Raw genomic sequence first — 13,459 nt, forward strand, 5'->3', positions numbered from 1 at the left:
GATGGTACTGCACCGGGGACGGTGTGGGAGAGTAGGACGCCGCCGGACAATCTTTGTGAAGGGCCGCCCCTGTTGGGGTGGCCCTTCCGCATTTGTTGGGGGTTTTTCCCCGTGTTTGTTCCTGGGATGTGGTGCCCCGGCTGTGGTTGGCTGGGGCTTTCGCATGTCCGGGGTTGGCGTGTCCGGGCTTTCGCGTATCGGACCCACCCGACTCCAACAGCCGTCCGCTGCCCGCATCGTGGAGCAGCCCGTGCCCAGATCACCCGCACCGCGTACCGCCTCGTGAAGGGGCGGCCACGAGTTCCCGTACGCTGAGGGTCGTGGAATATCGAGCCGTCGAGCAAGCGATCATGGCACGGGGAGTGGAGTGGGATTTCAGCCCCACTCTTGACCGGATCACCGCGCTGATGGAGATCCTCGGCGACCCCCAGCATTCGTACAAGGTCGTTCATGTCGCGGGCACCAACGGGAAGACGAGCACCGCGCGCATGGTCGAGGCTCTGCTGCGCGAGCGCAACCTGCGGGTGGGCCGCTACACGAGCCCTCATCTGCAGTCGATGCGCGAGCGCATCTCGATCGACGGCGAGCCCCTGTCGGAGGAGCGGTTCGCCGAGGTGTACCAGGACGTCGCCCCCTACCTTGAGATGATCGACGCCAGGGTGGGCAAGCTGAGTTTCTTCGAGGTGCTGACGGCGATGGCGTTCGCGGCATTCGCGGACGCCCCCGTGGACGTCGCCGTGGTCGAGACCGGCATGGGCGGCACCTGGGACGCGACGAACGTCGCTGACGGAACGGTCGCCGTCATCACGCCCATCTCGCTCGATCACACGGACTACCTCGGTCCGGACATCGCGACGATCGCCGGTGAGAAGGCCGGCATCATCAAGCCGAAGGCGACGGCCATGCTGGCGCAGCAGGCGCTACCGGCCGCCGAGGTGCTGATGCGGCGCGCGGCCGAGGTCGGTGCGGTGGTCGCCCGCGAGGGGCTGGAGTTCGGGGTGCTGAATCGCGAGCTCGCCTTGGGCGGCCAGATGCTCCAGCTCAGAGGCTTGAAGGGCGTTTACGAGGACGTGTTCCTGCCGTTGTACGGCGCGCATCAGGCGGGTAACGCCGTGGGCGCCCTGGCCGCGGTGGAGGCTCTGACGGCCGGCGACGACCCGCTGGGCGATGAGGTCGTACGGCAGGCCTTCGCCCAGGTGAGCAGCCCCGGGCGGTTGGAGATCGTGCGACGGGGCCCGACCGTCCTGATCGACGCGGCGCACAACCCCGCGGGCATGGAGGCCACGGTCGAGGCGCTGACCGAGGCTTTCGGATTCACCCGGCTCGTCGCCGTGGTGGCCATGATGGCGGACAAGGACGTGGACACGATTTTGGAACTGCTGGAGCCGGTGGCCGAGGAGATCGTGGTCACCCGCAACTCCTCGCCTCGATCGCTGAGCCCGGACGACCTCGCGGCGCGGGCGGAGGCCGTGTTCGGCCAGGATCGCGTCCACATCGAGGACCGGCTCGACGACGCCATCGACAGGGGCGTCGCGCTGGCCGACCAGGGCGACGAGTTCGGCTCGGGGGTCCTCATCACCGGTTCGGTCGTGACGGCGGGCGACGCGCGCATTCTCCTCAGGGCCGCCAAGTGAGCAGCGTCGTGTTCGAGGTGACCCCCGGCATGCGCCGGCTCTGCGCGACCGTCCTCGGGATGCAGGCGATCGTCGTCGCGCTCATCAGCCCTGTCGCGATCACCATCAACCACGTGTCCACGCCGCTCGCGCTGACCGTCGGGCTCGGGCTGGCCGTCCTGTGCGTGGTGGTCGCCGGCCTGCTGAAACGCCCGTACGCGTACATAGCGGGCACTGGGCTTGAAATCCTGACAATCGCTACAGGATTCCTGGTCCCGGTCATGTTCTTCCTCGGAGTGATCTTCACTGCCCTGTGGATAACGGCCATCTTCGTCGCTCGCCGTGTCGAAGGGGCAACGAAGCGCTAAAGTCGGCAACCATGGCCGTCCCTCCCGTACCGCAGGCACGGACCGCCGTGCCGGTCCGTGCCGTGCGCGTCCCCCTGCTGGTCGACGTCGTCATCGGGCTACTCACCCTGGTGGCCCTTCCGCTCGCGCTCGTCGCCATCCCGAACACGATCTCCGTCGTGGCGGCGCTGCTGCCGCCGGGCATGTCGCAGGTCGAGATGATCCGCGCGCATGGCCTTGCGTTGCCCGCCATGCTGGTGACCGTGCCGCTCGCCGCGGTGGCGGTGCGCAGGTTCCGCGCGGCGCCGATCCTTGTGGCGGGTCTCACGCTGCTCGCGCTCGCCGACGTCGCCGGGGGCTACACCGACACCGTCACGCTCGTCGGCGTGCTGCGGGTGCTCCACGGGATCGGCGCGGGCATGCTCGTGCCGGCCACTCTGGTCGCGGTCGCCGAACGCCCCCGGCATCGGGTGCTGCTGCCGATCTGGGCGGGCGCGCTCGCCGCCTCGCTGCTGTCGGCCCAGGCCCTCGCCCTGTGGGCGATCCGCGACGTGTCCTCCTGGCAGGTCACCCTTCAGCCGTACCCGCTGCTCACGGGGGTGGCGCTGGCGCTCGCCGCGGCATACCTGGTGCTCTGGATGATCTCCGGCGACGGCGGGACGCGGGCCGAAGGGAAGATCCTGCCCGCGGGCCGGCCGACGTCGGCGGAGCGCGGGCGGCTCGCGCTGGCCATCGTGCCCGCCGCGGCCATCGCGGTGCTGGGCGTCGGGATCACCTTCGACTGGCCGCCGCGCCTGGTCGTCATCGCCGCGGCGGTCGTGGTGGTGGCGATGCTGGCCCTCGCGGCGCTCGGCACGTTCGAGGGGCTCGGCGGCCGTACGCTCGCCTTCGTCAACGTCGCGGTGGGGCTGGTGGTGCTGCCGACCGCCGCGCAGATGACCTACATCGAGCTCGGCGGTCCCCTGGGCGGTCCCGGCCTGAAGGGCCTGTGGATGCCGTTCCTGGTGGCCGCGGTGATCGCGTTTGTGGCCGCCGTTCTCGCGGGGCGGACGCCCGAGACGTTCGCGGCCCGGATGACGGTCCTCGGTCTCGCGGCCGTCGTCGCGGGGCTGGCCGCGATCAGGCTGCTGGTTCCGGCGCCGTCGGGCACGCCGCTGGTGGTGCCGTTCGTCCTGCTGGCAGCGGGGTCGGCGGTGGCGCTGGTCGGCGCGTTCCGCACGGCGGGCCTCGGATCGGCGATGCTGGGGCTGTCGCTGTGCTTCCCGGCCGTGCTCGCGGGCTTCCTGCTCGGCACCGGCATCCAGGTGAACCGGCTGCAGGACGCCGCGGCGACCGCACAGGGCGACGGGAACGCCCTGGTCGACGGGTTCATCGACGCCTTACACATATGGGCGCTGGTCGGTGGGTTCGTCGTGGTCGGAGTGATCGTGCTCGCCTCCGTCCTGACCCGGCGGGCCGCCGCCGCGTCGGTGGACGGTGAGGTGGTGATCCCCGCGCCGACGCCCTCGCCCGAGGAGGACGACAACATCCCCAGGGGCGCCGGCCCCGCAGACTGACACCACCCACCACACCGCCACGCAACGCCGCGCTGCGCCACACAGCACCGCCGCACGTTGACACCGCCGCACACGGGGACGCCGTCTCGGACGATCCGCCCAGCCGCCACAGACCCGCCGCCACACACCCGCCGTCACCGGGCTCGCCCGATCGGCGCGGCGTTCCCGGACCGGTAAGCTGCCGTTGCGTCGGAGCTCCTCAGCCGGGAGCTCCCCAGACGCGTGACGAGTGGGCCTGCGATCCACCGGGCCACCGTGTACGGCGAGTCAAACGACCTTAGGAGAAGAGACCGTGTCCGAGCGTACGCTTGTCCTGATCAAGCCCGACGGGGTCCGTCGCGGCCTCATCGGGGACGTCATCGGCCGCATCGAGCGCAAGGGCCTCAAGATCGTGGCGATGGAACTGCGCACGCTCGACGCCGAGACGGCCAAGGCCCACTACGCCGAGCACTCCGAGCGCCCGTTCTTCGGCGAACTGGTGGACTTCATCACCGGAGGCCCGCTGGTCGCGATGGTGCTTGAGGGCCCCCGCGCCGTCGAGGCGTTCCGCGCCCTGGCCGGCCTGACCGACCCGGTGAAGTCCGCGCCCGGCACCATCCGCGGCGACCACGCCCTGGAGATCGGCGAGAACGTCGTCCACGGCTCCGACTCGCCGGAGTCCGCGGCCCGGGAAATCAAGATTTTCTTTCCGGACCGTTTCTAGTCTTTACCACGCGAGAGGCCTCGGTTCAAACCCGGGGCCTCTCGTGTTTTTCCAGGTGGTGACCGAGCTTAGGCAGGGGCACAGCGGTTTTTCCGGGGGCTTGAGAGGTCGATGTGCCCAGTCATGAGCACAGGCCGTTACGATTCGAATGCGATGCGTCATCCCGCACTCCCGCTGAACCCGGTAACCGCTCACCACCTGAAGGAAGGCTTCCTTCCGCATGGGCAGCAAGCTGACATTCCTGGGCCGTGACATGGCTGTTGACCTTGGCACGGCGAACACTCTCGTCTACGTCCGAGGGCGCGGCATCGTCCTGAACGAGCCGTCCGTCGTCGCCATCAACGTCACGACCGGAAAGATCGTGGCAGTTGGGATAGAAGCGAAGCGGATGATCGGGCGGACGCCCGGAAACATCGTCGCGATCCGTCCCCTCAGGGATGGTGTCATCGCGGATTTCGATGTGACCGAGCGAATGCTTCGGTACTTCATCCAGAAGATCCACAAACGGCGGCACTTCGTGCGCCCGCGCATCATCGTGGCCGTGCCGAGCGGCATCACCGCCGTGGAGCAACGCGCGGTGAAGGAAGCGGGCTACCAGGCCGGGGCCCGCCGCGTGTACATCATCGAGGAACCGATGGCGGCCGCCATCGGAGCCGGCCTGCCGGTGCACGAGCCGACGGGCAACATGGTCGTCGACATCGGCGGCGGCACCACCGAGGTGGCCATCATCTCGATGGGCGGCATTGTGACCAGCCAGTCGATCCGCGTCGGGGGCGACGAACTCGACCAGGCGGTCATCTCCTTCACCAAGAAGGAGTACTCGCTGATGCTGGGCGAGCGCACCGCGGAGGAGGTCAAGATCGCCGTCGGGTCCGCCTGCGTCACAGGCGAGGACTTCCATGCCGAGGTGCGCGGCCGCGACCTCGTCAGCGGCCTGCCGAAGACGGTCGTCATCAGCGCCGAAGAGATCCGCAGGTCGATCGCCGAGCCCGTCAACGCGATCGTCGACGCGGTGAAGTCGACGCTGGACAAGTGCCCGCCTGAGCTCTCCGGTGACCTCATGGACCGAGGGATCGCCGTGACCGGTGGCGGCGCCCTGTTGCGCGGCATGGTCGACCGATTGCGCGAGGAGACCGGCATGCCGGTCCACCTGGCCGAGAACGCGCTCGACTCGGTCGCGCTCGGCTCCGGGCGGTGCGTGGAGGACTTTGAAGCCCTCCAGCAGGTGCTCGTGCCGGAGCCCCGCAACTAAGGAGCGTCATGAGAGACACCCGCCGCGCCCGTCTCACGCTCGGAGTCCTCCTCGCCGTGGCGCTGATCCTCATCACGGTGGATCACCGGGCCGGGGACAACCACGTCCTCGGTCCGGTGCGCGACTTCGCGGGCGCCGTGTTCGGCAAAGTGGAGCGCGTCGGCGCCGCAGTCACCCGGCCGATCACCGGATTCGTCGGCATGCTGCGCGACGCGCCCTCCGCCCAGCGCGCCATCGCCGACCTGCGCAAGGAGAACGCGCGGCTCCGGGACGAGGTGTCGGCGCAGCGGCTCGACAAGGGGCGGGCCGAGAAACTGGACCGCATGCTCGGTCTGGCGGGGCTTGGCCGCTACCGCATCGTGCCGGCCCAGGTCGTCGCGCGGCGTACGGTGGCAGGTTTCGAGGACACGGTCGAGATCGACGCCGGCACCGGTGACGGGATCCGGCCCGACATGACGGTGCTCAGCGATGCCGGGCTGGTCGGCCGCGTCGTGCAGACAGGCCCGGCCGGCTCGACGGTGGCCCTGCTGAGCGACCCGGCCCTGTCCGCCGGAGCCAGGCTGGAGGGCGGCAACGAGCTCGGAGTCGTGAGCGGCCTCGGCGAGGCGGGCGGCGGCGGCAACCTCATCAGGTTCCGCCTGCTCGACTCCACCGTGCCGATCGGCGTCGGCCGCCGGATCGTCTCGTTCGGTTCTCAGCAGAGCAAGCCGTACGTGCCGGGAGTGCCGATCGGCGTGGTCGAGCGGGTCGACAACACGCCGGGTGAGGTGACCAGGACGGCCTACGCGCGGCCCTTCACCGACTTCTCCGCGCTGGACGTCGTCGGCGTGGTGGTCGCGGCGCCCAAGCGTGATCCGCGCGACGCGGTGCTGCCCGCGAAGCCGCCGCCGCCGAAGCCGCCCCGCGAGGACCAGCGGCGTGGTGACGACGGCCGCGGGCAGGGACGCACCTCGCTGGAGGCCGAGTGGGGGCTCGGCGATCGGGGTCGCGGCGCGGGCGACGAGTCGCGGGCCACGACCGAGCGGCAGGCGCGCGAGGGGCGGCCCGAGGCCGCGCCGGAGCGGCGCGGCCGGCACGGCACGCAGGCGGTGGACGGGGAGCAGTACGCCCAGGAGCCGCGCGCCCGCGAGCAGGACGCCCAGGAGCCGCACGCGCAGAAGGCGCCCGCCGTCCATGAACGACCCGCCGCCGTCGAGCCGCGCAACGCGCCTCGGCAGCACGACGGCGCCGCGGCGGACGACGCCCGCGGCGGGAGGAACTGACCGATGGCCCGCAACCTCCTCGCCGCGCTACTGCTCTTCGTCGCTCTGGTGCTCCAGGTCAGCGTGGTCAACCGGCTGCTGTTCTCCTGGGCGCCCGACCTGGTGCTGTTGACGGTCGCCGCGCTCGCGACCAGGCGCGGGCCCGTGCCGGGTGCGGTGATCGGCTTCTGTGGAGGGCTCGCCTACGACCTGCTGCCCCCCTCCAACCACACGCTGGGCCAGTACGCGCTGGTGCTGTGCGCCCTCGGCTACGTGGCGGGGCGTGTGGGAGAGCGAGTGCCGCTGCTCGCGGTGGCGGTGTGCGCGTTGGTCGCGCCCGGCATGCTGGCGGGCCTGGGCGCGCTGATCGGCGCCCCGGGGGTCACCTGGCCGGTGCTGGCCACGGCATGGCCCCGGGCCGCGATCTGCAATCTCGTGGCCGCTCCGCTGGTGCTCTGGGCGGTCAAGGTCACGCACGGCGGCCACCGCAGGCGTGCCGGTGGTGGCGAGCTCGTGCCGAGCTGGAGACGGGGGACGGCATGACACGTTTGCGCGGACGCCTGCTCGTCCTGCAGGTGCTGGTCATCGCCATGATCGTGGTGCTTGTCGTCCGGCTGTGGCAGGTCCAGGTGGTGCAGGGATCGCGGTTCGTCACGGTCGCGACGGAGACGCGCACCCGCGAGGTGCGGGTCCCCGCTCTGAGGGGGGCGATCCTCGATTCCTCTGGGCGCCCGCTCGTGCGCAACCGTACGACGCTGGTGGTCTCCGTTGACCGCGGCCGGTTGGAGCGGATGCAGGACGGCGGCGACGCGGTCCTGCGGCGGCTGTCCGCCGTGCTGAAGGTGCCGCTGTCGAAGCTGAAGCAGGAGATCCGTGCCTGCGGCCCCGGCATCAGCCGCCCGTGCTGGCCCGGCTCGCCGTACACGCCGATCCCGGTCGCCAGCAACGTCAACCCGCGGGCGGCGCTGCAGATCCTGGAACGCCAGGAGGACTTCCCCGGCGTCACGGCCGACATCCAGGCGATGCGTGACTATCCCAACGGCAAGGACGCCGCCCAGCTCCTCGGCTACCTGCAGCCGGTGACGCAGAGCGAGCTGGAAAAGCGCGAGGGTCTCAAGGCCGACTACTCGGGCGTCGACCTCACCGGCCGCGACGGGCTGGAGCGCACCTACGACTCCGCCCTGCGCGGCGCGCCCGGTCTGCGCAACGTCCAGGTCGACCGGATGGGCAAGGTCATCACGGTCAACCAGCAGTCCGACCCGGTCCCCGGCGACGTCCTGGTGACCAGCATCGACGCCAACGTGCAGCGCATCGTCGAGAAGTCGATCGATCAGGCCATACGGGAGGTGCCGAACTCGGACGGCGCCGCCGCCGTGGTGCTCGACATCAAGACCGGCCGCGTGATCGCGATGGCCAGCCGGCCGACGTACGACCCCAAGGTCTGGACGGGCGGCATCCTGGAGAAGGACTACCGGCGGCTGCTGTCGGACAAGTCGGGCAAGCCGCTGGTGTCGCGGGCGATCGCCGGTGAGTACGCCCCGGGTTCGACCTTCAAGATCAGCTCGGCGTCGGCGATGATCGCCGACGGCGAGCCCCTGCACGGCACCTATCAGTGCCCGGGTTCCTACAACGTCGAGGGCCGGGCGTACCCGAACGCGGGCGGCATGAGCCTGGGCGCGATCTCGCTGCACGAGGCGCTGGTCAAGTCGTGCGACACCGTGTTCTACAAGGCCGGATACGAGGAGTGGCTGCGCGACGGCGGCAAGACGCCCAAGGCCAAGGTCAAGGAGCCGATGCCGAACATGGCCAAGGCCTATGGCTTCGGCAAGCGCACCGGCATCGACCTGCCCGGCGAGTCCGCGGGCCGCATCCCGACCCGGGCGTGGAAGCTCGACCTGTACAACTCCACCAAGTCGGAGATGTGCAAGCGCGCCAAGATCGGCTATCCGGACATGAAGGACCAGAGCCGGGCCGCGTTCGCCAAGCGGCTCGCCAACGAGAACTGCCTGGAGGGCATGATCTTCCACGCCTACGAGGCGGTCAACCTCTCGATCGGGCAGGGCGACGTCCTGGTCACCCCCCTCCAGCTCGCTCGGGCGTACGCGGCGCTGCTGGGCGACGGCAACGTGCGCAGCCCGCGTGTCGGCTGGGCGCTGATGCGTCCGGACGGCACCCTTAAGCAGGAGATCCCGGTCCCGATCGTGGCCCACCTGCCGGTCAACGACGAGACCCGCACCTATATCCGCAAGGCCCTCAGCGAGGTCCCCTCGGACGGCACGGCCGCGGGTGCGTTCCGCGGGTTCCCGATGAACGTCGTCAAGATCGGCGGCAAGACCGGTACGGCGGAGGTCTACGGCAAGGAGGACACGTCGTGGTTCGCGTCCTTCGCACCCGCGGACAATCCCCGGCTGGTCACCGTCGTGATGGTGGCGCAGGGCGGCTTCGGCGCCTCGACCGCCGCGCCCGCGGCGCGGCGCATCTGGGAGGGGATCTTCGGCATCGGCAAGGGAGACGACGGCAAGCCGCTCAAGCCGGCGCTTCCGGACGGCAAACCGGTGACGCGGCTGCCGGCCATCAGCCGCGAAACGCAGTGAGGCGGACCTGCCATGACTGAAGCCCTCGGGGTACGGCGGAGGTCGTTCGCGAGCCGCGTCGTCGGACGGGGATCGGTCGTCTGGCGGATGGACTGGCTGCTGTTCGGCGCGGTGGTCGCGCTCGGCGCGGTCGGCACGCTGCTGGTGTGGTCGGCCACCCGGACGTGGTCGTCGATCGAGCCGACGGGCATGGCCAAGAAGCACGTGCTCAACCTGCTTATCGGCCTGGCCCTCTACAGCGCGATCGCGGTGACCGACTACCGCTGGCTGCGCGCGTACGCGCCGGTCCTGTACGGCATCGCCGTCGTCGGGCTGATCCTGGTCATCAGCCCGATGGGATCGACGGTCAACGGTCACCACTCGTGGATCCTGCTGGGCGGGGGTTTCGCCCTGCAGCCGGCGGAGCTCATGAAGCCGGCGCTGGTGGTGATGCTGGCGCGGCTGCTGGCCCCGACGTCCGAGAAGGGGAAGACCAAGGACCGGCCGAGGGTCACCGGAGTCGCGCTGTCTCTCGCGGTGGTGGGCGGCGCGGCGGCGCTGGTCATGTTGCAGCCCGACCTCGGCACCACGATGGTGCTGCTGGCGACGACCGGCGCGATCATCGTCTTCGCCGGGATACGCAAGCGCTGGGTGGTGGCCGGGGTGGTGCTCGCGGCCCTCGCCGCCATGGCGGTGTGGTCGCTGGGGCTGCTCAAGCCCTACCAGGTGGCGCGGTTCACCGCGCTCATCGACCCGTCGAGCGACCCGCGCGGCGTGGGCTACAACAGCACGCAGGCGCTGGTGGCGATCGGGTCGGGCGAGGTGTTCGGCAAGGGCCTGTTCCACGGCGGCCAGACCACGGGACGCTTCGTGCCCGAGCAGCACACCGACTTCATCTTCACCGTCGCCGGTGAGGAGCTCGGCTTCGTCGGGTCGGTCACCGTGGTGGCCCTGCTCGGCGTGGTGCTGCTGCGCGGCGCGCGGATCGCCCGGATGTGCGGCGACCGGTTCAGCGCGCTTGTCGCCGGCGGCATCGTCGCCTGGCTGGCCTTCCAGACGCTCGTCAACGTCGGCATGACCATCGGCATCATGCCGATCACCGGCGTGCCGCTGCCGTTCGTCTCCTATGGCGGCACGGCGACGTTCGCGAACATGACGGCGGTGGCCATCCTGCAGGCGATCCATCTCCGGTCGCGGCCCGGGTGACCTGTGCCCGCGGGCACGCGAGCCCGGACCCGGCGCCCACCCGCAGGGCGCCGGGTCCGGGCTCGCGGACGCGTGACGCGACGGTGTCGCCCACGCCGGACCACGCCGCCGCCCGGCCTCGCCGGGCGCGGGCGTCGACCGGATCTGGCGCCCCTTCTGAGGATGGAAGATCCGCAGGGGCCACTCTCCGGAGCCGATACCCTGGATACATGTCTGTCGAGTCGTTGTTTCCCCGCCTGGAGCCGCTGCTGCCCAAGGTGCAGAAGCCGATCCAGTACGTCGGGGGCGAGCTGAACTCGACGGTCAAGGACTGGGACGAGGCGACCGTCCGGTGGGCCCTGATGTACCCGGACGCCTACGAGGTCGGCCTGCCCAACCAGGGGGTGCAGATCCTCTACGAGATCCTCAACGAGCTGCCCGAGACACTGGCGGAGCGCACTTACGCGGTGTGGCCCGATCTTGAGGCGCTCATGCGGTCCGAGGGTGTCCCGCAGTTCACCGTGGACGGGCACCGGCCGGTTCGCGCGTTCGACGTCCTCGGGGTGTCGTTCGCGACCGAACTCGGCTACACGAACCTCCTCACCGCGCTCGATCTGGCGGGGATCCCGCTGGAGGCGGCGGACCGCACCGACGAGGATCCGATCGTGCTGGCGGGCGGCCACGCCGCGTTCAACCCGGAGCCGATCGCCGGCTTCCTCGACGCCGCCGTCCTCGGCGACGGCGAGCAGATCGCCATCGCGATCTCCGAGGTGCTGCGCGAGTGGAAGGCCGAGGGCTCGCCCGGAGGCCGCGACGAGCTGCTGATGCGCCTCGCCTCAACAGGCGGGGTGTACGTCCCGAAGTTCTATGACGTCGAGTATCACCAGGACGGCCGCATCATGCGCGTCGTCCCCAACCGCGACGGCGTGCCGACGCGCGTGTTCAAGCACACGGTCATGGACCTCGACGAATGGCCGTACCCGAAGAAACCCCTGGTCCCGCTCGCCGAGACCGTGCACGAGCGGTTCAGCGTCGAGATCTTCCGGGGCTGCACCCGGGGCTGCCGCTTCTGCCAGGCGGGGATGATCACCCGTCCGGTCCGGGAGCGGTCGATCACCACGATCGGCGACATGGTCGAGGCGGGGATCAGGGAGTCCGGCTTCAGCGAGGTCGGGCTGCTGTCGCTGTCCAGCGCGGACCACTCCGAGATCGCCGGTGTCACGAAGGGTCTCGCCGACCGCTACGAGGGCGGCCAGATCGGCCTGTCCCTGCCGTCCACCAGGGTCGACGCGTTCAACATCGACCTGGCGAACGAGCTGTCCCGCAACGGCCGCCGTTCGGGTCTCACGTTCGCGCCGGAGGGCGGATCCGAGCGGATGCGCAAGGTGATCAACAAGATGGTCACCGAGGAGGACCTCATCCGCACGGTCACCACCGCCTACTCCAACGGGTGGCGGCAGGTGAAGCTCTACTTCATGTGCGGGCTCCCGACCGAGGAGGACGAGGACGTCCTCGGCATCGCCGACCTGGCCAAGAAGGTCATCAAGGCGGGCCGCGAGGCGACGGGATCGCGCGACATCCGCTGCACGGTCTCCATCGGCGGGTTCGTGCCCAAGCCGCACACCCCGTTCCAGTGGGCCGCCCAGTGCGACCACGAGACGGTGGACCGCCGGCTGCGCGCGCTGCGCGACGCCCTGCGCTCCGACAAGGAGTACGGCAGGGCCATCGGCTACCGCTACCACGACGGCAAGCCGTCGATCGTGGAGGGGCTGCTGTCGCGGGGCGACCGCCGCGTGGGCAAGGTCATCCGGGCCGTCTGGGAGGACGGCGGCCGTTTCGACGGCTGGAGCGAGCACTTCTCGTTCGAGCGGTGGATGGCCGCGGCCGAGCGTGCCTTCGCCGACGAGCCGGTCGACGTCGACTGGTACACGACGCGCGATCGGGACGAGCACGAGGTGCTTCCCTGGGATCACCTCGACGCCGGCCTCGACCGCGAGTGGCTGTGGCAGGACTGGCAGGACGCGCTCAACACGGTCGAGGTCGAGGACTGCCGCTGGACGCCCTGCTACGACTGCGGTGTCTGCCCCACGATGGGGACGGAGATCCAGATCGGCCCGACGGGCAGAAAACTGCTGCCACTCACCGTGATCTGATGCTCACGGCTTATTCTGGAAGACGATCGACCGACAGCGGAAGGACGACGGAGCTCTGAAACCCGTTCCCGACGGGCCCGCGCCCGAACCCACCGTGCAGCGCCTTCGCGTGCGCTACGCCAAGCGGGGCCGCCTGCGCTTCACCAGTCATCGCGACATCTCCCGCGCCGTCGAAAGGGCGGTGCGGCGAGCCGGTATCCCGGTGGCCTACAGCGCCGGCTTCAGCCCCCACCCGAAGATCTCCTACGCGGGCGCCGCACCCACCGGAGTGGCGAGCGAGGCCGAGTACCTCGAGATCGGGGTGAACCGTCCGTGCGATCCGCGGCGGGTTCGCGACGACCTCGACGCCTCGCTGCCGCCGGGGCTGGACGTGCTCGACGTGGTGGAGGCGCGGGACGGGAACCTCGCCGACCGGCTGGAGGGCTCGATGTGGGAGCTGCGGCTCCCCGGGGTCGATCCCGCCGAGGCCGAGCGGGCGGTGAAGGAGTTCCTCGCCGCCGACCTGGTGGAGGTCGAACGTCTGACCAAGAAGGGAATGCGGCGGTTCGACGCCCGCCAGGCGGTGCGTTCGCTGGCCGTCGTGGGGGAGCCGGGAATTACGGCAGGTCAGGAGACCGTTCAACCGTGTGTCATACTTCGTATGGTTGTTCGGCACGAAACACCTGCCGTCCGGCCCGATGACGTGCTCATGGGTCTGCGTCTCGTGGCAGGCTTCGCGCCGCCGTCACCCGCTGCGGTGACCAGGCTGGCGCAGGGGCCGCTCGACGCGATGACCGGTGAGCCCGCCGACCCGTTCGCCTTCGACCGGGCAGGCGGAGACCGATAAGACTTGCCGC

At 70.3% G+C, this 13,459-nt stretch carries 11 protein-coding genes; all 11 read left to right on the top strand.

Annotation, left to right across the window (positions count from 1 at the left end; translation table 11 throughout):
- Window positions 1–350: 350 nt before the first annotated feature.
- The 11 genes from ACGFIB_RS09415 (at window position 351) to ACGFIB_RS09465 (ending at window position 13,449) form a co-directional block, all read left to right on the top strand.
- Complete coding sequence (locus ACGFIB_RS09415) at window positions 351–1,634, top strand: bifunctional folylpolyglutamate synthase/dihydrofolate synthase (RefSeq protein WP_142573317.1); 1,284 nt, start codon at window positions 351–353, stop codon at window positions 1,632–1,634.
- An 8-nt stretch (window positions 1,635–1,642) separates the two neighbouring features.
- Complete coding sequence (locus tag ACGFIB_RS09420; RefSeq protein WP_317984477.1) at window positions 1,643–1,981, top strand: DUF4233 domain-containing protein; 339 nt, start codon at window positions 1,643–1,645, stop codon at window positions 1,979–1,981.
- Between the two features lie 11 nt (window positions 1,982–1,992).
- The gene (locus tag ACGFIB_RS09425; RefSeq protein ID WP_393370073.1) at window positions 1,993–3,516 is read left to right on the top strand and encodes a hypothetical protein; all 1,524 of its coding nucleotides are present in this window, start codon (window positions 1,993–1,995) and stop codon (window positions 3,514–3,516) included.
- Window positions 3,517–3,808: 292 nt separating this feature from the next.
- Window positions 3,809–4,219 (top strand): nucleoside-diphosphate kinase, encoded by a 411-nt coding sequence (gene ndk, locus ACGFIB_RS09430; RefSeq protein ID WP_142573261.1) that lies wholly within the window; start codon window positions 3,809–3,811, stop codon window positions 4,217–4,219.
- 220 nt (window positions 4,220–4,439) lie between these two features.
- Window positions 4,440–5,471, top strand: coding sequence for a rod shape-determining protein (locus tag ACGFIB_RS09435; protein ID WP_142573259.1), 1,032 nt, complete (start codon window positions 4,440–4,442; stop codon window positions 5,469–5,471).
- 8 nt (window positions 5,472–5,479) lie between these two features.
- Window positions 5,480–6,733, top strand: a complete 1,254-nt coding sequence (gene mreC / locus ACGFIB_RS09440; protein ID WP_393370077.1) for a rod shape-determining protein MreC — start codon at window positions 5,480–5,482, stop codon at window positions 6,731–6,733.
- Window positions 6,734–6,736: 3 nt separating this feature from the next.
- On the top strand, window positions 6,737–7,255 hold the full coding sequence (gene mreD, locus ACGFIB_RS09445; RefSeq protein ID WP_357245639.1) for a rod shape-determining protein MreD: 519 nt from the start codon (window positions 6,737–6,739) through the stop codon (window positions 7,253–7,255).
- A complete protein-coding gene (gene mrdA / locus ACGFIB_RS09450) occupies window positions 7,252–9,306 on the top strand; it encodes a penicillin-binding protein 2 (protein ID WP_357257434.1) in 2,055 nt (684 codons plus the stop codon). The genes mreD and mrdA overlap by 4 nt, the downstream gene beginning before the upstream one ends.
- 12 nt (window positions 9,307–9,318) lie before the next feature.
- On the top strand, window positions 9,319–10,491 hold the full coding sequence (gene rodA, locus ACGFIB_RS09455) for a rod shape-determining protein RodA (RefSeq protein ID WP_393370082.1): 1,173 nt from the start codon (window positions 9,319–9,321) through the stop codon (window positions 10,489–10,491).
- A 209-nt stretch (window positions 10,492–10,700) separates the two neighbouring features.
- Window positions 10,701–12,623: a TIGR03960 family B12-binding radical SAM protein gene (locus ACGFIB_RS09460; protein ID WP_393370085.1), complete on the top strand. Its 1,923-nt coding sequence runs from the start codon at window positions 10,701–10,703 to the stop codon at window positions 12,621–12,623.
- A gap of 109 nt (window positions 12,624–12,732) precedes the next feature.
- Window positions 12,733–13,449, top strand: coding sequence for a TIGR03936 family radical SAM-associated protein (locus ACGFIB_RS09465; protein WP_393370087.1), 717 nt, complete (start codon window positions 12,733–12,735; stop codon window positions 13,447–13,449).
- Window positions 13,450–13,459: the final 10 nt, after the last annotated feature.

Origin of the sequence: Microbispora bryophytorum (assembly GCF_043197435.1) — a bacterium.
Lineage (GTDB): Bacteria > Actinomycetota > Actinomycetes > Streptosporangiales > Streptosporangiaceae > Microbispora > Microbispora bryophytorum.